Source organism: Halomonas sp. KHS3 (genome assembly GCF_000830495.1).
Taxonomy (GTDB): domain Bacteria; phylum Pseudomonadota; class Gammaproteobacteria; order Pseudomonadales; family Halomonadaceae; genus Vreelandella; species Vreelandella titanicae.
In genome coordinates this window covers 16,852-35,835 of the sequence record NZ_JWHY01000016.1, presented here as the reverse complement: position 1 = coordinate 35,835, position 18,984 = coordinate 16,852, and the positions used below count along the sequence as shown (strand labels likewise).

Here is an 18,984-nt window from a genome sequence, read left to right as displayed (position 1 = left end):
CGTCCATTCAGTCATGAATTAGTTTTTCTTAAGTCCAAGCTTTTCGAGTGTCTCTCCAATCGCTACGGTTTCCTGATGCAGACGCTCACGGAGCTCTTCACCACGTACGAGATTCAGCGTCTCTCCTTGAGATGTCAGGAACGCTTGGAACTCAGGATGCTCGACGGCGCTAGCTACGGCATCGGCGATGACGTTAACGCGCTGCTCATCCATACCCTCTGGTGCCAGCATCATGCGCCATAGCACTGTTTCCAGTTCAGGATGGCCGAGTGCTGCTAGGCCTGATGCCTGGGGTAGTGCTTCGTTATCGTCGGCTGAGGTCACGAGTAGGCACTTCGCCTTTCCATCCTCTACATAGGGAAGTGCGGGTGTGATGGAGCCACCGTAGATATCCACGTGTCCACCCAGGAAGTTTTGGAGGGTCTCACCAGCGCCGCCAAAAGGAATAGGGCGGGCCTCAATGTCATAGGCTTCAAAGATACGCTCTGCTGCCAAACGCATGGTTCCACCGACCCCGTCATTGCCGTAGGTGTACTGACCAGGGTTATTCTGTAGCTCGGCAAGGAATTCCTCACCTGTTTCAGCTGGAAAGTCGGGGGCTACACACATAGTGTAGGCACTCTGCGAAGTGCTGGTGATCGGGGTCAATGTCTCGTAAGAGTACTGAACACGCTGCATGTGCGGGACGGTAGTGATAGGACTATTCCAGGTAGAAAGCAGCGTGTAGCCATCGGGCTTGGCACGGGCAATCTGGTTGACCCCAATAGCACCACCCCCACCAGCGACATTAAGCACGGCCAGTGACTCTCCTAACTCTTCCTGAAGGTATTGATTGAGCATGCGGGCAACGTTGTCAGTGCCGCCGCCGGCTGGTGCCGGTACGATTATTTCGATAGGACGATTCGGATAGTCGTCAGCCATGACAGGCATAGCGGTAAACGCTGATAGCGCAACTAAAGACGTAAGCTGTAAAGTTTTCATTGTTAGTTACCTTTTTTTGAAATGCAGGGTGATGAGGTGTGCATTTAATGCGATCTCAAGCAGGTTGATCACCGAGCGTGACACGGTAGCGGAACCGCTCAGGCCTTCCGTGTACTCGTCGAAACTCGATGACTCTGCCTGCGGGATTGCGGGCAATGCGCTGGATGGCGGCGACCGGTGCCCCAGTGGCTAGTTCTAGATGCTTTGCACTGGCCTTGGTGGCGGTGCCGAACGACAGCTCGTCGGTTGCCGACGAGATCAAAATCCCGAATTCCTCCAGAAATACGGGATACAACAAAGGGCCCATCGCTTTTGGATTCAGCGACATGAGCCCGTTGAAATCGGGCAGACGTAGATAAATTTCTTCAAACAGCAGTGGGTCGCCTGACCAAAGGCGTACACGTTCCAGCTTTATACAGTGGCTGACTGATTCTTCGCCGAAGGCCTGCTTTACGTCGGCGGGAAGGGCGACTTCCTGATGACTGAGAATTCGACTTTCCGGAATAACGGGTACATCGGGATCTTCCACATCATGTACATGGAAAAAACGAAACAGATCGGCTCGGAAGGCGGGTTGCTTAACGAAAGTGCCGGTACCTCGCCGCCGATCCAGCAGCCCCTCATCGACCAGCTGCTTCAGGGCCATCCGCATAGTTGCTAAAGCAACGCCATACTCTTCGGCTAAACGGTTCTCCGAGGGAATCATGTCGCCTGGTTTCCACTCACCATTGGCGATCCTTGAGCCTAATTGATCACGGAGTTTGGCGTACAGGGGTAATCTTCCGTCCGTATTAGCAGAGAACTTGGCTTGCATAGGGTCACCCAGTGGTTATCTTGATTTCTTGAGGTCATTGAAGACCCGTGTATACTTCCAGTCAACCAGTTCTCTAGAGAACTAGACTTATGTATAACAACTCAGGGATACGAAATCCCCAGTCAGAACGTAATGAGGTGCCAAAAGTGAAATTAGGTTTTGATTGTCATGCTCATGTCTACGGGACTGTTAAGGAAGCCAACGGGTCTAACTACAGTCCATCTCGTCCTGCACCACTTTTGGATTGGCAAGAAAACCTAGAAAGCTGCAAATTAAGAGGCGGGGTACTGGTGCAACCGAGCTTTTTGGGAAACGACAACCGGCAACTGCTCGAAATTCTCTCCAGGCTTAATCATGCGTATCGCGGGGTCGTTCAGCTAGCCAAGGAGACGACGCTAGAGGAGATAGCCGCCCTTGATGCTGCAGGTATTGTAGGGGTGCGATGGAATCTCATTGAGGGGCGCAGCGCATTGCCAAACCTCAAGGATCCTCAATGGATAGACTTTCTAGATAATCTTAAAGCTATGGACTGGCATCTTGAGCTGCATCTGGAAGGGAACCGGTTACCTGAAATTTTTCCAGCATTACATGAGCATGGCGTGAAGTTAGTCATTGATCATATTGGGCTGCCAGTCGACGACGTTCCTATGCAAGACCCAGGCTGTCGTCTTCTGCTTGAGTCAGGACAGGCAGAACGAACCTGGGTGAAGCTCTCAGCCCCCTATCGTTCCCCTGTGTTTGACCTCAGACCGCATGTCCAGGCATTGTTGCATCATCTTGGACGTGATCGGTTAGTGTGGGGCAGTGACTGGCCATGGACGCGCCATGAGAATAAACACACTTACCGCGATACTTACGGATGGCTCAATGACTGGGTTAGAGATGCTGATGATCGTCAGTACATTCTTGATGCGAGTCCTAGAGCCCTGTTTCGCCTGGGTGATTCATAGCGAGGGTATACCAACTGCTAAGAGGGCTGACATATGACTCGGATTAGAAGCAGGGGGATATCCGCTTCGAACTGGAGCCCGTTACTGAAGGGGAGATATCACAATGAGACAGCGTGACGAATTCGTTGAAGAAATGAAAGCCAGGCTCGACGAGTGGAATGCTGATATCGATAAGCTCACCGCCAAGGCGCGTCAGGCGAGCGACGAGGCGAGGGTGAAGTACCAAGAGGACATCGAGCGACTCAAGAAGCGCCAGGCGGAGACTCAACAAAGGCTTGATGAGCTTCAGCATGCCAGCGAAGCGGCCTGGGAGACTGTCCGCCAAGGTATGGAAGACTCGTGGGAGCTGATGCGTAAAGCCTTCCGGGACGCCTCTTCCCGTTTCAAGTAGCTTATTTAACTAACTATGTTCAATTAACCATGCGTTTCACTTAAAAAAGACTGAACAGTTAGCTGGCGTCGCGGCCATCTTGTGGTTGCGACTCGCTGCCTTCTTGGAGACGCTCAATGGACGCATTTCCTTGTTTTGCCAGGGTCGCCAGGCGATCTATTTGCTCATCCAGCCGGGGCAGGGCCTCTTGACGATAGCTTGAGAGATCGTCGATGGCGCCCATCACCTCGCTGAAAGCCTCCTCAAGTATCTGCATGTCGAGCATTGCGGAGGAGGCTCGTTTCTGAATGTCCACGCCTTGCTGTCGCAGAGCCTTGGCGGTTCCGCCAATCATCTGCGAGGTGGTCGTATTGAGGGCTTCAATGCGATCCAGCACCAGGCGCTGATTAGCCATCGCCATGGCCACCGTGACCGCGACGGTGAGCGCCGAGACGGTGACGTTAATAGCTCTGTCCACGCCGCGCATTAATTCTCGGTTGTTGCGAATAATCACTTCTAGCGCCAGTACGCCTTGCTGACTTACCGCCAGTTGTTGCTGGAGGTCGACAATGCGCTGACGCAGTGGAAAGAGTAGTTCTTCCTCAAGAAATTGGCGCCGCGGATCATCGCCATCGCGAGCGGCGATCTCCTCCTGCAGGCGCCGATCGATCATGCGCCCCAGCGCAATTTGGCGGTTCAACTCGCCAAGAATTTTAGTTAACGCCTGCTGGTCATCGTTTAGGGTAAGATTGTCACGATGCAGCATATCCCGTCCGCTTTCCAGATCCTCGATGATCGCATCCAAGGCCTGCTGGGTATTCTCGAACTTGCGAAAGTAGCGCTGCAGGCGGCTATCCAGGCCAGGAATGAGCGCTAGAACGCGATCCAAAGTAGTTGGTGCCAGGCGATGGCGTGCAGGGTCGAGCCCCTCCATACGCCCGCGCAGATCGGTCAGTGCCTTGGCGACCGGCCCGCCTTCGTCGCCCTGGTGGGCCAACTTACGCAGCGGCGTTTGCAGCATGGCGCTGCGATGGGCGGCCTGCTGCTGCAGTTCAAGGCCCATCTTATCCACGGCACGGCGCTGGCGAACCACGGATTCTTCGTCCCCTTCGGCAAGAATGTCCTCGACAAAGCGGTCGGCCATCGCCTCAAGCTCAGGGTCGATATCACGCTCATCGGGGGTTACCGACTCAGCCTGACTTGCCCCCAATCGACTAGCTCCCAACTGGTCAGCGATCTCGTCCACCGGGGGCAGGGAGAGCTGACGTTTGTCATCGGATTGCTGAGCCATAGAGATCTCCTGAACTATTAAAAAAGCCCGATTAAATAAAACCGGTTATAAAAAACCGATTGTAAAAAACAGAGAGAAAACTGCACGGTACCACTGAATGTAATCTTAATCTTTGCGGGCATAACGATCTGCACCTTCGACGAAGCGGCGCAGATCTTCCAGCGCTTTTTCGGTGGTGACCGACGCCTGAGGGCGAGCCGTCTCGATGCGCGCCATGGAAACGGCGGTATCGTCGAGCACGGTCAAGGCGGATTCGATACGGGCAGAGAGCTTGTTCAGTCGATGTTCGGTTTCCACTAGCAGATCGAGGCGACGCACCAGGGCCGCGCGCTCTTCATCGCTTAATCGTTTGCCCTCCCGTTCCAATCGACCTCGAACGTAATTACCGTCCACGCTAACCACACCCCTTGCCTGGGAGGCCATAGTCGTCAACGTATCCACCGCACCAAAACAAACTTGAGTGACCAAGCCTTGTGAGCGCTCGAAGGCCAGTTCGCCAGTGTGGAATCGGTCGCCCAGCACGTCCATCACATGGTGGTAGCGGCTATAGAGGCGGTCTGTGAGGATAGCCAGATCGGGACGGTGCACGTCGAGCAGGTTCTGCTTGGCCCGACACATGGCTAGTACGAGGTCGTTGGCTCCCACGGGGGGGCTTGCGGGATCGAGCACCGAGACACCTGCTTCATAGGCGTTGCGCTCCTCTTCAGCCCGCCGCCGCTGTGCTTCGGCCTCTCTTTGAACCTCATGGCGACGCATGCGGCGGCGGGCCAGCCAGCCGCGTAGCGTTCGCTCGATAGGAAGTGCCACAGGAATGGCGACGAGGCCCGTTAGCCAGCCAAACAGGCTGGGGCTGAAACCACCCCATAGGGAGGTCAGCCACAGCAGCATGCTAATGGTAGGGACTACCAGGCAATAGCGGGCGATCACCTGGAGTCGATTGGGAGTCGCCAGCGGAACCGCCAGGCCAGGATTGAACAGGCCGACCAGTAGCCAGGGCAGGCAGGTCATAAACAGGCCATAGGAAAATCCCTGCAGGAATCCCAACATAGATATGGCTATCCTTCAGTCATGGAACGCAAACACTACGTGTAGAATAACTGAGATAGGTCGCTAAGCACCAACCAAGATGTGCTCGACTCAGTTCAGTTGTACAAAAAAGGCCGCCCCTTTGAGTAGGTGGCGGCCATTCTGTTCTTGCATTGTCTGCTATGCGTTAGGCTGTAGCATGAACCATTTGACTGTCGCGTTTAGAGCTCCACACCAACGTGGCAACAAACAGTGCCAAGCCCAGGAAGTCCAGCAGCAAGGTTCCATGGGGCCATAGCATCAAGGCACCGATGGGGAACATGGCGAGACGAAGCCACCAGGGCAACGCGCTTTCTAAGTGGCCTTCCAGGCCTGCAATTATGGCGTAGATACCGAACAGCGCGAAGGCGAACACCACCAGCATCTCCATCGGCGTACCGGTGATCATTGGCGACCACACGAACAGTAGCGGAATGATGTAGAGGCCTTTGGCAATTTTCCAGGCGGTAAAGCCCGTGCGCATAGGCGGAGTTTTGGCGATAGCCGCCGCGGCGAAGGCGGTAAGGCATACCGGCGGCGTCACGTTAGAGTCCTGAGAGAGCCAGAAGATCACCATATGCGCCGCGACCAGCAGCATCGACAACGTATGCGATGAAAGCGCTTGCTCGTAAAGCTGCGAACGGAAGTTGTCCGGGACGACCGCCAAGAGTTCCTGGGCGCTGGCGGCATCCATCGGTGCGTTCAACGCCTCTAGTGCTTCCGGAGCGGCAAGCATAAAGATAGCCCGTGCCTGCTCAGGCAGGTCTCCGGCCATGATCAGCTCCAGCAGATGGCTTTCCGCCATCAAACCATAGAGCGCGGGTGCTGATAGCGTGCCCAATACGATATAAGCGGCCGTCACTGGCAGACCCATGCCTAGTACCAGGGAGGCCAATGCAATCAACACGATGGTGATTAACAGGCTACCGCCCGCCCAGTCGGCGATCATCAACGAAAAAATATTACCGATACCGGTCGTTGAGACCACGTTAACGATTAATCCGACCGTCAGCAGCAGAATCGCGGTGGAAATCATGTTCCGGGTACCCAGCACCAAGGCATCGATTATCGCCTGAAGTTTCATGGGGGTGCGTGACAGCCAGGAAGCACCCACCACGGATAAGATGGCGATACCTGCAGCGTAAGTGGGGGTGAAACCATTAACAAGCGCCGCGACCAGAATCACCAACGGTAGCAGGTAGTGCCAGCCACCCTTTAGCACGTCAATTAGTTTAGGTGCCTGTTCGGTTTCTACCTGCTGGGTACCGCTTCGTTTGGCTTCGATACGCACGAACATGGCCACCGAGAGAAAGTACAGCAGCGCGGGAAGAGCGGCGACGCCGATGATGGTGAGATAGGACACCTGTGTATAGGAGGCCATAATAAAGGCACCCGCACCCATCACTGGGGGCATGAGCTGACCACCGGTAGAAGCCGCCGCCTCAACACCGGCAGCGAAGCGTGGTGGAAAACCAGCCTTGCGCATCAGCGGAATGGTAATCACACCGGTAGAGACCGTATTTGCCACACTGGAACCCGAGACTGACCCCATCAGCCCGGATGCAAACACCGCGACGAAGCCTGGGCCGCCAACAAAACGACCAGCGGCACAGCGCGCCAACTCGATGATGAACTCTCCAGCACCGGAACGTACCAGAAAGGCGCCAAAGAGAATAAACATGAAGACATAGGACCAGGAAATATTGGCTATCGAGCCTAGAATGCCGTCGCCGCCGAGAAAGCTGCGAAAGAGTACGGTTTCCCAATTCAGTCCGGGGAAATTGAATACCCCACCTATATAACGCCCCCACCAGGCAACGTAGGTCAACGCAATGATACAGAGCAGCGGGATGAACCAACCTGTAGTACGGCGGGCAAATTCAAGTACCAGCGCTAAAGCGGTGATCGAAACAATCCAGTCAGCCAAGGAAAAGCGCACCCCGCGGGCGTAGAGCGCATCTTCAAAACCAATCAAATAAAACGCACAGCCCAGGGCGGCCAGGCCGAGACACACATCGACCGCAAGTAATAGCCGTTGGCCGTTAGCAGAGTGTGCTTTAAACATAGGCACGGAAAGGGCGCACAACAGACCGAACATGCCGAAGTGAAGGGCGCTGACCCAGACCTCTGAGATTGTGCCCAGGGTATTGAAATAGATATGCGACAGGGCAACGACGATGGCGAGTAGGCTCAGAATCCGGCCAAGCCAAGGGTGTTCGAGGCGCTCCGCCGCATCGCTTGCGGATTCGTCGCGCACCGTATCAGGTATCGAATGGCTCATGGTGTACCTCATGAAACACGGTAAGGCATAGAAAGGACATCCACCCGGGCTGTGCCGGGCGGATACTCGCGGGGGAGGCATTAGCCTTCGAGAAGATGCTCGGGTATTTCCATGCCCTGCTCCTGGAAATAGCGTGCAGCACCGGGATGTAGGGGCATCGGCAGGCCATCCAGGGCTTTTTCGAGTGTCATATCGCGCGTCGCTGGGTGAATGTTATTCAGGAACGGCAGGTTCTCAAACATTGCCTTGGTGATCTGATACACGTGCTCTTCCGGAACATCGGCGTTGACCACCAGAATGTTGGGCTGAGAAATAGTGTTGATCGGCGCTTCCTGGCCGGGATAGGTGTCGGCGGGAATGTCGAAAGCGCTCCACACCGGATATTGGCCGTTGATTCGCTCAAGCTGCTCTGCGGTCACATTCAGCGTGGTAATGTCACCACCCATGTTGGCGTAAGCACTGGTCACCGCGGAAGCCGGCACGCCCGCCGGTATGTTCATGCCGTCTATATTGCCGTTCTGCATAGAATCAGCGCTGGCGCTGTAACCCAGGTAGGCGATATTCATCTGCTCCGGATCAATTTCCAGACCGGCAAGAATTTGCCGACCGGAGCCTTCGGTGCCGGAATTGCGTGCGCCGATGGAGAAGCCGCGCCCATATAGCTGGGCCAGATCGTCAATAGTACCGGTTTCGACAAGCTCGTCGCGCATCACGAAGTGTTCGACGTTCTGCCATAGCATGGAGATTGAGCGTACGTTGTCGTAGGCCTTAGGTACCGGGCCTTCACCTGACCAAGCCCAGGCGCCGTAAAGCGCTTGTAGAATGCCGAATTGGGCTTGGCTGTCGTCCATCAGGCGCAGGTTTTCGGCCGAACCAGCCGAGCTGATGGCGGAAACAGAGATGCCATGGGTGGGCTCTAGCTTGACGCGTACCAGGGTGGAGAGCGCTACGCCTACCGGGTAGAAAGTCCCGCCGGTGGTCGCGGTGCCCATGATGTACTGGCCGCCTTGATCACTCTCCTGAGCGATAGCAGCGGAGGTGCTGACCCCGATTGCTGCGGCGGTAGCAAGGCACAATGTGGTTTTGAGAATAGGTGTGGTTTTGAGAAATTGACGTTTCAGCATGGAGTTGCTCCTGGCTTATTGGAATTATGGGAGTAATCGCTACTCCGTTTCCCCATAGAGCGAGAAGCTAGCCAACTTTAAATAACCAGATATTAATCAAATGTTTGCATGTTTTCGTATTCGACGAAAGGCGAAGCTGGCGGCGCGGCTATCGGCCATTTGTTGCCGATGGTTTTCGCCATCATCGGCAACAAATGGCCGATGAATAAAGCCTTCCTAAATGATGTCTAGGGAACGAGAAAATCTTCACGGCGCAACTGATGGCGCTGCATCTTCTGGTTGAGCGTGCGGCGGGGCAGGTCAAGCTCTTCCAGTACCGCTTGAATATTACCGGCATGGCGCTTTAGCGACTCTTTCAGAACCGTGGCTTCGAATGCTTCCATGCGCGCCGAAAGGGCACTGGCTTGGTATAGCGGCACACTCGACGTTTGCCAGGGCAGATCCAGTCCCAAAATAAAGCGTGTCGCAATATTGCGCAGTTCGCGCAGGTTTCCCGGCCAACGGTGATTACCCAGGGCGGCAAGTAGCTCCGTTGTAGGCTCGAGGAGAGGCCTTTCATGAACCTCGGCGGCTTGGTGACAGAAGTGGCGAAACAGTAAGGGAATATCTTCGCGCCGCTCACGCAAGGGGGGAATCGCCAGCTCGGCAATCGCCAAGCGATAATAGAGATCCTCTCGAAAACTGCCCTCAGCGACCATCTCTAATAAGTTTTCTTTACTTGCCGCCACGACGCGAAGCTGCAGGTGAATCACCTGATTGCTACCCAGACGAGTGATTTCGCCTTCCTGTAGCGCACGCAACAGCTTGACCTGTGCAGATAGCGGCAGTGACTCAATTTCATCCAGGAACAGGGTGCCGTGGCTAGCGGCTTCCAGACGCCCGATGCGCTGCTCTCCGGCCCCGGTAAAGGCGCCTTTCTCATGCCCGAAAAGCTCCGACTCGATCAACTCGCTGTTCATTGCACCGCAGTTCAAAGCCACGAAAGCGCCTTGATTGCCGGTACCGAAATCGTGGAGAGCTCGGGCCACGACCTCTTTGCCGCTACCAGTTTCGCCATTGATAACTATGTTGGCGCGGCTGGCGGCCAGGTTTTCCACTTGGCGTCGTAGCTCCTGCATCAGCGCAGAGTCGCCGAGCAGCCGAGTGTTCAAATAGTTATGCCGCAGAGCCTGCTGCAACTGCAAATTTTCCAGCGCCAGGGCGCGATGCTCCAGCGCTCGACGCGCGCACTCTTCCAAGCGCTCAGGATCGAAGGGCTTTTGTACAAAATCCCAAGCCCCCTGCTGAATTGCGGCCACCGCCATGGGCACGTCACCGTGGCCCGTAATCAGAATCACAGGCGGCGGCGTGTCGAGTTCTTGCACAGCGGCAAACAGGGCCAGGCCATCCATCTCCGGCATCTTGATGTCACTGATCAATACGCCGCACTGCTGATCATCTTGAAGTGCCTTAAGCGCTTCGCGGGCACGGGAAAACGCTCGCACCGCTAGTCCTGATACTTCCAGCCATTGACTAAGCGAATCGCGTACATCTGCTTCGTCTTCCACCAACCAAACCGATAGCGTGGCGGCTGGTATGCGAGAGAAGGCGTTAGAAGATGGTTGTGTCATGACGGAGTCTCCTCTCCATGCGGTAACGCCAATCGAAACCAAGCCCCTCCAGTAGGTTGATTGCCAGCGCTAAGCTTGCCGCCAAGATCCTGAACAATACCGTAGCTGATAAACAGTCCCAGCCCTAAACCTTCCCCAACTGGCTTGGTGGTGAAGAAAGGGTCAAACATGTGCTCGATAACCTCTGGGGGCAAACCCGGGCCGTTATCATGAATGGTCAAAATTACTTGCGTCGGGATTATTTCGGCGTGAAGGTAAATCACGCCGTCAGGCGTTTCGTTTAAGGCATCTAAAGCATTCCCAAGCAGATTGGTAAGTAGCTGCTCAAGGCGGACTTCATCTCCGCGTACCAGCAGTGGCTGCTGCCAGGCGCCGTTACGCTCAAGGCGTACTTTTTGTTGCTGAAAGCGTTCCTCGAGTAGCTCAAGCACGAAGTTTAGGCTGGCTTGAAGATCGACACTCTCCAGGCTGCCTCCTTTGCGGGCGAAGAGTTTGAGTTGTTCGATCAGCCGAGCCAGGCGCTTGCTCAATACCTGAATGCGTTGAAAGTTATCACTAGCCATTTCCTGACGACCCATCGCCAGCAGCCGTTCGCCGTTGGCAGCATAGGTACGTATGCCGGACAGTGGCTGGTTCAGCTCATGGGCGATACCTGCCGCCATGGTGCCCAAGGCGGCCAATTTACCTGCCTGAACCAGCTCGGTCTGGGCATCTTCCAATGCCCGGGTACGCTCCTGGACGCGCTCTTCCAGGCGTATATTGGTTTGCTGGATAATCTGCGCCTGAGCATCGCGCATGCGGTGGCGTTTTTGTCGTTCTCGTAGCCACAGGCCGAGTAACAGTAAAGCGGAAAGTGTTATCAGACCGGCCAAAAGCATGTTGCGGGCACTGGTATAAAGCGGCTGCACTGGGCTCAGGTAATGCATCGACCAGCCAAGCGTGGAAAGCGATGAGGAGGTGATCAGAAAACGCTCGTCTTCTCCTTGGGCCTCCATTACCAGGGTGTCGTCAGGAAGGCGGCGTCCCAATAGGGGGAGCGGTTCATCAAGAAATTGGCGTTGGGCATTAATCTGCTCTAAGGCGGCGTCAGAAAGTTGATCGATGTGCCCAAAACGCCACTGCTCGCGGCTGGAAAGGATAACTACGCCGTTGGCATCTGACAATATGACGTTTTCATTTGCTCGGCGCCAATCTTCCTGGAGCGCCTCCAGAGAGACCTTGACCGCAAGCACTCCTGCGGTGGCAGTGTTTGAAAAAGTGACGGCGTAAGAGTTGAAGTAACCTGGCTGTCCAGTAGTGCTGCCAACCGCAAAAAATTCACCGCTACCATCCTCCATAGCATCGAAAAAATAGGGTCGGAAGTGATAATCGTGGCCGATGAAGCTTTGCTCGAGTTCGTAGTTGCTGCTGGCCAGCGTGACCCCTTGGTCATTCATGAGAAAGATCGTTTCGGCGCCGGAGCGTTCGGCCACCAAGGCCAGATGCTGGTTAGCCTGCGTCAGAAATATATCATTGGGTTCGCGAAGCGCTGCATGAATTAAAGGGTGTTGGGCGAGTAGCCCGGGCAGGTAGGTAAAACGCTCTAGCGCCCCTTGCAGGCTGCTCGTGTAGAGCGCCAAGCGATTTTCAGCGTGACGATGTGAATCGGCTTGGACTTGGCTGTATTGCCAATACCATAACCACCACAGACCCAAAAACACCAGCGCTGTCAGCGTTGGCAGAACCAGGGCACGTAGCAAGGTTTTCCTCGTCACTATGCTTACCTCAAAGGTCGAATCTATGCAGGCTGGTGAGCTTATCACCTGGGCGTGATCAGTCCCATTTTCGGTATGCGTTTTTCCGGGCTATATCGATGTGATGATCGCTTTGCCACTATGGCGGGATACGGTTTGCAGAGGGCATGCAGCTATCCAGAGAGGGGTATGCTTAAATCGTCACAATATCCGCGGCAATCTAGGCCGGTATAACCGGGATTCTCCTGGTTACCGTTGTCGCGTTTGAGAGGTTTCATGTTGTTAAAACTCCTTCTCTGGGTTATCCGGTTGTTGGTGCTCTTAATGGTAGTGGTGGCCTTGCTGCCATTAATATCCAGCGGTCAGTGGTGGATCAGGCTGTGGGATTTTCCACGACTGCAGCTAACGGGCGCGTTGGTCTTACCACTACTGCTGCTAGGCGTGCACGCTTGGCTAAAGCGCCCAACAAAAGAGCACGCCGTGTGGGGAGTGGTCATCCTTGCAGTGGGAGGGTGGCACTTAACGCACATCCTGCCATTTACATCCGTTTGGTCGACCGAGGTGCCCACCGCTGAGGTTCAACCCGGCGAAAACCAGACGACGTTAAAAGTGCTAACGGCAAATGTTGACTACAAAAATGATCAGTACGCTGAGGTAGTGGCAATGGTTCAGCGCGAGGATCCCGATTTACTACTGCTAATCGAAGTTAATAGCGCTTGGGCTGATGGGCTAGCGCCACTTGATGAGGAGTACGCCCATAGAGTAGGGGAGGTGCGCGATGAGGGCCTTGGGATCGTGCTATGGTCACGGATTCCGCTGCTGGAGCAGGAGGTTGAATATTTGGTCTCTGAGCGTCGGCCTTCCATTTTCGCAACGATTGATGTGCCAGACATCGGGCCAGTGCGCTTCGTTGGCGCCCATCCGGTTCCGCCAGGTCTGCAGGAACGAACCGTCAGCAACGAGGACGAACGACGGGACAGCCGAGAACGCGATGCAGAGCTCATGCTTATTGCTCGTCATGTGGAAAAAGACCCAGACAACCGCTGGATCGTCACCGGTGACTTTAATGACGTTGCGTGGTCTGACACCACCAAGCTTTTCGCTGACTTGAGTGATCTCAAAGATCCCCGCCGTGGCCGGCGATTGCTCAGCACCTACCATGCGGAATACCCATGGTGGCGATACCCAATTGACCATCTTTTCGTTTCTGACGGTTTTCATCTTATTGATATCGACATAGTGAAGGTGCAAGGCTCTGACCACTTTGGCCTCTCTACCACGCTTACCGTTGGTCGCAAAGATCAAGGAAGGCCTGAAGCTTCCGCAGAAGAGGAGCAGGAGGCCGAAGAGATGGTCGAGGAGGGAGCTGAAGACGCTGCAGAACATGATGGTGGTTAATCGATGACGCGGTAATAAAGGCTCGACCTTCTGAATTTTTCAATGCATAGGGTTGCTGTTGATCAACTGCGTTTTAAAAATTATCCCCATCTATCGGTGAGATAACTTCTACAGTTATTCAACAGAAGCTCTACAGTTTAATTGCCATTTGTAACCGTATCGACTAGCTTAGTTACGACGGGTGCGCTAAAAAAACCCTAATGCTGGCTTACTCAATCGTTTCTGAACACCACTGACTGCGGCTTGGCTCACTTGGTGCGCTCCAGTTTCAGCCCAGTCAATTTGGGTTAACCAGCAAGGAGGACATCAAATGTCGATAACATCAGAAAAGCAATTACCCGAAGCAGTAGCGGCCTGGCGTGACCCGGAAATGGACTCGGTGAAAGGTACCGAGACACCCAAAGATCCGAACAAAGGTTACATTGCCTTACTTGGATGGAGTATTAACGCGATTAAGGCGGCGCAAAAGTTTGACCGTCGCTATATCGTCGTTGCTCCCGAATGGGCTGAGGATTTCTGTGCTGCGAACAATATACCGTTCATTTCCTGGGATTTTATTCGCTTGAATGATCGTTCCATGGAGATTGCCGAAAAGTTGAAAGCTGAAGGCGTAGACGTCGCCATCCCACTGTTTGAAGAAACCGTTGAGTGGTCAGGTGCCATCAACTCCGTACTTCTCGACAGCCCACGCATGTTTGGTCAGTCTATTCTATTCCGTGATAAGGCCTTGATGAAGCGCCGTGCCCAGCTTGGCGGTATCCGCGTTGGGATATTTGAAGAGGCGCACGAAAAAGAAGACATCGTCCGCTTTATGAAGCGTGTCAATCAAACGCTGCTCAAGCTTGATGGTGATCCGGATGACCCGATACACGTCAAAGCATTCGATAAAGCCGGTTGTCTTGGCCACCGGATGATCCGAACGTTAGAAGAAATTGATAACATTCCGGATGAGGAGTATCCGCTGCTGATGGAGAGTCACTTGAGCGGCTGGGAGTTTGCCGTTGAAGCCTGGATACACGATGGCAAAATTCAGTTCCTGAATATTTCGGAATACGTGACGTTAGGCTACTCGGTGTTCGTGCCTGCTACCCAGGAGCTTGAGAGCTGGCGCAATGCGATCACCAAACAGATCGAGCTGTTGATCAAAACCTTCGACATCCAGTTCGGCTTGATTCACCCCGAGTACTTCGTGACAGCTGACGGTGAGATGTACTTTGGCGAAGTTGCCTACCGCCCACCCGGCTTCAAAGCTTTCGAACTGATCGAAAAAGCCTACGGTTTTAACGCCTATCAAGCGTCAATGTTGGTGTTCGACCCGAAAAGTACAAAAGAAGAAGTAGCGGCGTTCTTCCCCCGCGAAGTAGTCGATGCGAAGGGTTACGCAGGTTGTTTTGGTGTATACCCACGACGTCGTGTTGTCAGCAAGCTGGAAATGCCTGAAGAGACGATTAATCACCCGTACTTCGAGTCACACGAACTGGTCGCACCGGCAGAAGAGACAGTGCCTGACCGGTCTGCTTTCGGGACTCATTGGGGGCTCATCTTCTTCTTTGGCGACGATCCCATCAAGATGCGCGATCTGCTAAAAGCCCAAGAGGATCTGGACTTTTACGTCTAACGTTCGATAGCGCAATACGCTGAGCTATGGGCGCGTATATCAGTGTCAGGAGTACTCCATAATCCCGATATTGATATAGGCGCCCTTTATTTTGCCAACGCTGCGGGAGTGGCCCCACCAAAAGGCAAGGTAATTCGATTTAATAGGCAGCAGACAGCAAAATGATGACGCCTACACCAGCGAGTAGGAACCCACTGATTTGGCTAATCCGTTCTGCTTGGGGGAGTAGCTTCTCTGCTAGAAAATAAAGGGCTAGCCCCGCCATCCAAACTAGGCTCATGACGCCGCCAACGAACATCAGCAGCATCAAAGCCCAGCAGCAGCCGGTGCAGTAGGCGCCATGGCGGAGCCCCATGATCAGCGCTCCGCCGTTGCCTTCACGCCATTCGGTCATCAGAAAGCTTAAGGGCGAACGACACTTGTTCAGGCAGGCCTGTTTAAGATCACTGAACTGGAAAGCACCTGCGGTTACCAGCAGGGTGCCTCCTAACAGTGGGGTCACGTGGCCCAAGGATGAGCTTAACAGCGCACTCTGCTGCAACGCCCATTGCATGACGGCGGCTGCCCCCGCAAACGCCAGCCACACGGCAAGGTAACCTGCTATGAAAACCCAGGTGGCTGCGCGGGCACCTGCCTCGCGTTCGCGCTGCTGGTGGATGCGCAGGAAAGTAAGCAGCATGGGGCTAGCGCTGGGTAGCATCATGGCCACCATCATCACGCTCCACATCACAGTGGCCGTGACCAGCACGCTCATGCCGTCGTCGCCTGTGCTGGCCATCTCCCCATTCATCGGCATTTGCGCGTGCATGCCGTGCATAAGCAGGTAACCCCACGCCAATATTGCCACGGTTATCAGTGCTAACCAGGTCAGTAAGCGTTCCCGGGCATGGAGAGTGCTCATCGTCAGTTCCATCGCCAATGCCCCCTCAAGACCCGCTGTAAGCGAAGGGTGAATAAAACGCACTGCGTTCGCTAAGATCAATGTTGATGCCGTAAGCACGGTGCAGCAACGATTGCGACTTGGCCACTACCAGAGACTCGCCCGGCGCTACCGCCAACGGGTGATGATGAATGGTCACCTCAGCGCCGTTCTGGCCCTCCAGGGCGGTAATTTCCGTGTTGGCGGATTGGCCAAGTTTCAGATGTCGATGCCCCTTTTCCACTTCAAACTGGATGGGAAGGTGTTCTACCGCGAGCACCTCGCCGATAAAGGTGGCCAACAGCTCCGGGTGGCCACCGGCCTGGCCGCCGAATATGCGGCTTAGCGCTTCCTGTTGGGCCTCGTCTGCCCGCTGGTCGATATACAGCACGACTTTCCAGTTTCCCTCGGCCATGGGGCCGGGGGAGTGCAGGGCGATAGCCACATTCCTATCGTCGAGATCCACTGCCTCGAACTGGCCTTGGGTAATGTGCCAGCCCACCAGGGCGGTACATTCACCCTCGGTAGGGCTGCCGAGGTAGATACACGGGCAGGCACCTTTGCAATTGCAGCTTTCGAGGTAGTCGCCTTTCAGGCTCCATTGGGGATTCATGTCGTCTCCTCCTAACGTCGTTGGATGGCTTTTGTGATATTTCTTTTTGGGTATCTCTTGTTATAGCGCTGAATCGCTCGCGGGATGTGAGGAACTGATGAGAATTACGTGAGAATTGCATCTGAGTGTCATCGTTCGGCGCGCAACTACTGTGTCGGGTGGTTATTTGTAGCTATGCTGAACTCAGGTATCAGCTAAGCCTGACACGTAGAGAAACCAGCCATGTGGCAATGGACGTCGGATTTGACGACCAACCGGGCCTATCAGGGTTTCGTTGGCCGCACTAGTGAGCTTGATACTCTTCGCGGTGTGCTTGCGACGGCAGGGCCTCGGGTGGCGCATGTCTACGGTATTACCGGCATTGGTAAGACGGCGCTGCTGGACATATTGGCGGCCGAGGCGGAGGACGCAGGTGCTAGCGTCATCCGACTGGACTGTCGCCACATAGAGCCCACCGAACCTGGATTTTTACATGCGCTAGGTGTCGCCATTGGGGATGGTGGACCGGGGGTGGATACGCTGGTGGAGCGATTGGGCCTGCTGGGCCCCACGGTTCTGCTCGCGCTGGACACCTACGAAGTGTTCAGGCTGCTCGATACCTGGCTGCGTCAGATATTTGTCCCGTTGTTGCCGGATAACGTACGCATCGTCTTTTTCAGTCGCCAACGCCCTCTGGATGTCTGGTTTGCGGCGCCGGACTGGGGGCGCCTGGTTCAGAGTGTGCCGGTACAGCCGTTGAGCCCGACGGAGGCTCAAGTGCTCCTTAATTTGCATGGCATACAGGAGGAAGATGCGGCATCCCTGATCCGGGCCGCCCATGGTCATCCGCTGGCGCTGAAACTGGCGGCCACCGCCAGCCGGGAAAACCACGCCCGTTCGTGGCCGCAAGAGACGGTGCTACAGCACGCGGTTGATGAGCTGAGTCGGATGTTTCTTGCCGATGTGGAAGATTCGGCGAGCCGACATGTGCTGGAGGGCGCCGTGGTGCTACGCCGGGTGACGGTCTCTCTGTTACAGGCATTGTTTCCGGAACTCGATCCCCAGGATGCCTACGAGCGGCTGCGCAGGTTGCCCTTTGTGGATGGCATGCATGACGGGCTGATTATTCATGAGGCCGTGCGTGATCCGCTTGCCCGTTCCCTGCATGCCAGCGACCCTAGCCGCTACCTGGACTATCGTCGGTCGGCCTGGCGACAGCTGGTCAGCGAGTCGCAATTCGCGGCCAGCGACGATCTCTGGCGCTATACGGCGGACATGCTCTACCTGATTGAAAACCCCGTGGTGCGTGAGGCATTTTTCCCCACCGTGACGACGCTTCACAGCGTGGAAGCGGCACAGCCTCAAGACGATGAAGCCCTTACCGGGATTGTCCGCGCCCGTGATGGCCGTCAGGCCAGCGAGCTTCTGCTGCAATGGTGGCGGCGTATGCCCCAGGCGTTTTCCATCGTGCGGGGCGTGACCGGGGAAGTAGAAGGACTGTATTGCAAACTGCGCTCCGACCAGGTTGAACCCAGTTGGTTGCTCAATGACCCGGTGACCGCCCAGTGGTATTCCCATCTTGAACAGTCGCCTATGCGGTCGGGCGAGGTGGCGTTATTTTGTCGCCGCTGGCTAAGTCTCAAGGAAGGCGATTCACCCAGTGAAATACAGGCGGCTATCTGGCTGGATCTTAAGCGCAGCTATATGGAGCTGCGCCCTGGGCTGCGGCGGGTCTATCTTACGGCGACCGATCTTGGCGCTTACCGGCAAGTGGCGCAGCGGCTGGGGTTTGAAGTCCTTGGCGGATGGGAGGTGGAGCTGGATGGCGTTTGCTATCCGAGTGCGGTGCTCGATTTCGGGCCGGCATCTGTGGATGGCTGGCTGGCGGAGCTTGCCGCGGCCGAGCTGGGCATAAAGCGTGATCCTGCCTTGTTAGATGTCGAAGCCCGGCAACTGATGTTGGCGGAAGGCTTCGTTGCGCTGACGCCCCTTGAGTTCGGTGTCATGCGCTATTTGGTCGAACACCAGGGTAAGGCAGTGTCCCGTCGTGAGCTGTTGCAGCATGTCTGGGGTACCCGATATCAAGGAGGCAGCAATGTGGTTGATGCCATTGTACGCACCTTGCGCCGCAAACTTGGCAGCCAGTCTGCGCGGATAGAGACGTTGACTGGAGTGGGTTATCGGCTGAGATAATCGATTATCGTCTATCAGGTAAGTGGTTATTCATACGTAGTTTCT

15 protein-coding genes are annotated in these 18,984 nt (G+C 55.1%); 5 read left to right on the top strand and 10 right to left on the bottom strand.

All coding sequences use genetic code 11. The annotated features are described in order from the left end of the window. Window positions 1-18: 18 nt before the first annotated feature. A complete protein-coding gene (locus RO22_RS22920) occupies window positions 19-981 on the bottom strand; it encodes a Bug family tripartite tricarboxylate transporter substrate binding protein (protein WP_009287855.1) in 963 nt (320 codons plus the stop codon). Window positions 982-1,036: 55 nt separating this feature from the next. After that, on the bottom strand, window positions 1,037-1,795 hold the full coding sequence (locus tag RO22_RS22915) for a GntR family transcriptional regulator (RefSeq protein ID WP_009287856.1): 759 nt from the start codon (window positions 1,793-1,795) through the stop codon (window positions 1,037-1,039). Between the two features lie 146 nt (window positions 1,796-1,941). Between RO22_RS22915 and RO22_RS22910 the strand changes: the two genes are divergently transcribed. Then, complete coding sequence (locus RO22_RS22910; protein WP_235270544.1) at window positions 1,942-2,745, top strand: amidohydrolase family protein; 804 nt, start codon at window positions 1,942-1,944, stop codon at window positions 2,743-2,745. A 103-nt stretch (window positions 2,746-2,848) separates the two neighbouring features. Then, the gene (locus RO22_RS22905) at window positions 2,849-3,136 is read left to right on the top strand and encodes a hypothetical protein (RefSeq protein WP_027959459.1); all 288 of its coding nucleotides are present in this window, start codon (window positions 2,849-2,851) and stop codon (window positions 3,134-3,136) included. 58 nt (window positions 3,137-3,194) lie between these two features. Here RO22_RS22905 and RO22_RS22900 read toward each other — a convergent pair whose 3' ends face one another. The 6 genes from RO22_RS22900 to RO22_RS22875 all read right to left on the bottom strand — a co-directional run bounded on the left by RO22_RS22900 (window position 3,195) and on the right by RO22_RS22875 (window position 12,240). Beyond that, entirely contained in the window at window positions 3,195-4,406 is a 1,212-nt protein-coding gene (locus tag RO22_RS22900) for a toxic anion resistance protein (protein WP_041159489.1), read from the bottom strand. Window positions 4,407-4,511: 105 nt separating this feature from the next. Beyond that, window positions 4,512-5,453 carry a hypothetical protein gene (locus RO22_RS22895; protein WP_041159488.1) on the bottom strand — a complete coding sequence of 314 codons (942 nt, stop codon included), beginning with the start codon at window positions 5,451-5,453 and terminating at the stop codon, window positions 4,512-4,514. A 166-nt stretch (window positions 5,454-5,619) separates the two neighbouring features. Continuing rightward, the gene (locus RO22_RS22890) at window positions 5,620-7,752 is read right to left on the bottom strand and encodes a TRAP transporter permease (protein ID WP_041159487.1); all 2,133 of its coding nucleotides are present in this window, start codon (window positions 7,750-7,752) and stop codon (window positions 5,620-5,622) included. A gap of 80 nt (window positions 7,753-7,832) precedes the next feature. Further along, window positions 7,833-8,876 (bottom strand): TAXI family TRAP transporter solute-binding subunit, encoded by a 1,044-nt coding sequence (locus RO22_RS22885; protein ID WP_041159486.1) that lies wholly within the window; start codon window positions 8,874-8,876, stop codon window positions 7,833-7,835. Between the two features lie 227 nt (window positions 8,877-9,103). After that, window positions 9,104-10,486 carry a sigma-54-dependent transcriptional regulator gene (locus RO22_RS22880; RefSeq protein ID WP_081742516.1) on the bottom strand — a complete coding sequence of 461 codons (1,383 nt, stop codon included), beginning with the start codon at window positions 10,484-10,486 and terminating at the stop codon, window positions 9,104-9,106. Beyond that, complete coding sequence (locus RO22_RS22875; RefSeq protein ID WP_052475751.1) at window positions 10,483-12,240, bottom strand: ATP-binding protein; 1,758 nt, start codon at window positions 12,238-12,240, stop codon at window positions 10,483-10,485. The genes RO22_RS22880 and RO22_RS22875 overlap by 4 nt, the downstream gene beginning before the upstream one ends. Before the next feature lie 255 nt (window positions 12,241-12,495). Here RO22_RS22875 and RO22_RS22870 point away from each other — a divergent pair, with 255 nt between their 5' ends. Continuing rightward, complete coding sequence (locus RO22_RS22870) at window positions 12,496-13,617, top strand: endonuclease/exonuclease/phosphatase family protein (RefSeq protein ID WP_041159485.1); 1,122 nt, start codon at window positions 12,496-12,498, stop codon at window positions 13,615-13,617. A 370-nt stretch (window positions 13,618-13,987) separates the two neighbouring features. After that, complete coding sequence (locus tag RO22_RS22865) at window positions 13,988-15,235, top strand: carboxylate--amine ligase (RefSeq protein ID WP_343123214.1); 1,248 nt, start codon at window positions 13,988-13,990, stop codon at window positions 15,233-15,235. A 139-nt stretch (window positions 15,236-15,374) separates the two neighbouring features. Here the strand turns inward: RO22_RS22865 and RO22_RS22860 are convergent, their stop codons facing one another. Then, complete coding sequence (locus RO22_RS22860; protein ID WP_052475750.1) at window positions 15,375-16,136, bottom strand: DUF2182 domain-containing protein; 762 nt, start codon at window positions 16,134-16,136, stop codon at window positions 15,375-15,377. A 25-nt stretch (window positions 16,137-16,161) separates the two neighbouring features. After that, window positions 16,162-16,767, bottom strand: a complete 606-nt coding sequence (locus tag RO22_RS22855) for a DUF1326 domain-containing protein (RefSeq protein ID WP_041159483.1) — start codon at window positions 16,765-16,767, stop codon at window positions 16,162-16,164. A gap of 222 nt (window positions 16,768-16,989) precedes the next feature. Between RO22_RS22855 and RO22_RS22850 the strand changes: the two genes are divergently transcribed. Next, the gene (locus RO22_RS22850) at window positions 16,990-18,939 is read left to right on the top strand and encodes a winged helix-turn-helix domain-containing protein (protein ID WP_041159482.1); all 1,950 of its coding nucleotides are present in this window, start codon (window positions 16,990-16,992) and stop codon (window positions 18,937-18,939) included. The last annotated feature ends 45 nt before the right edge of the window (window positions 18,940-18,984 follow it).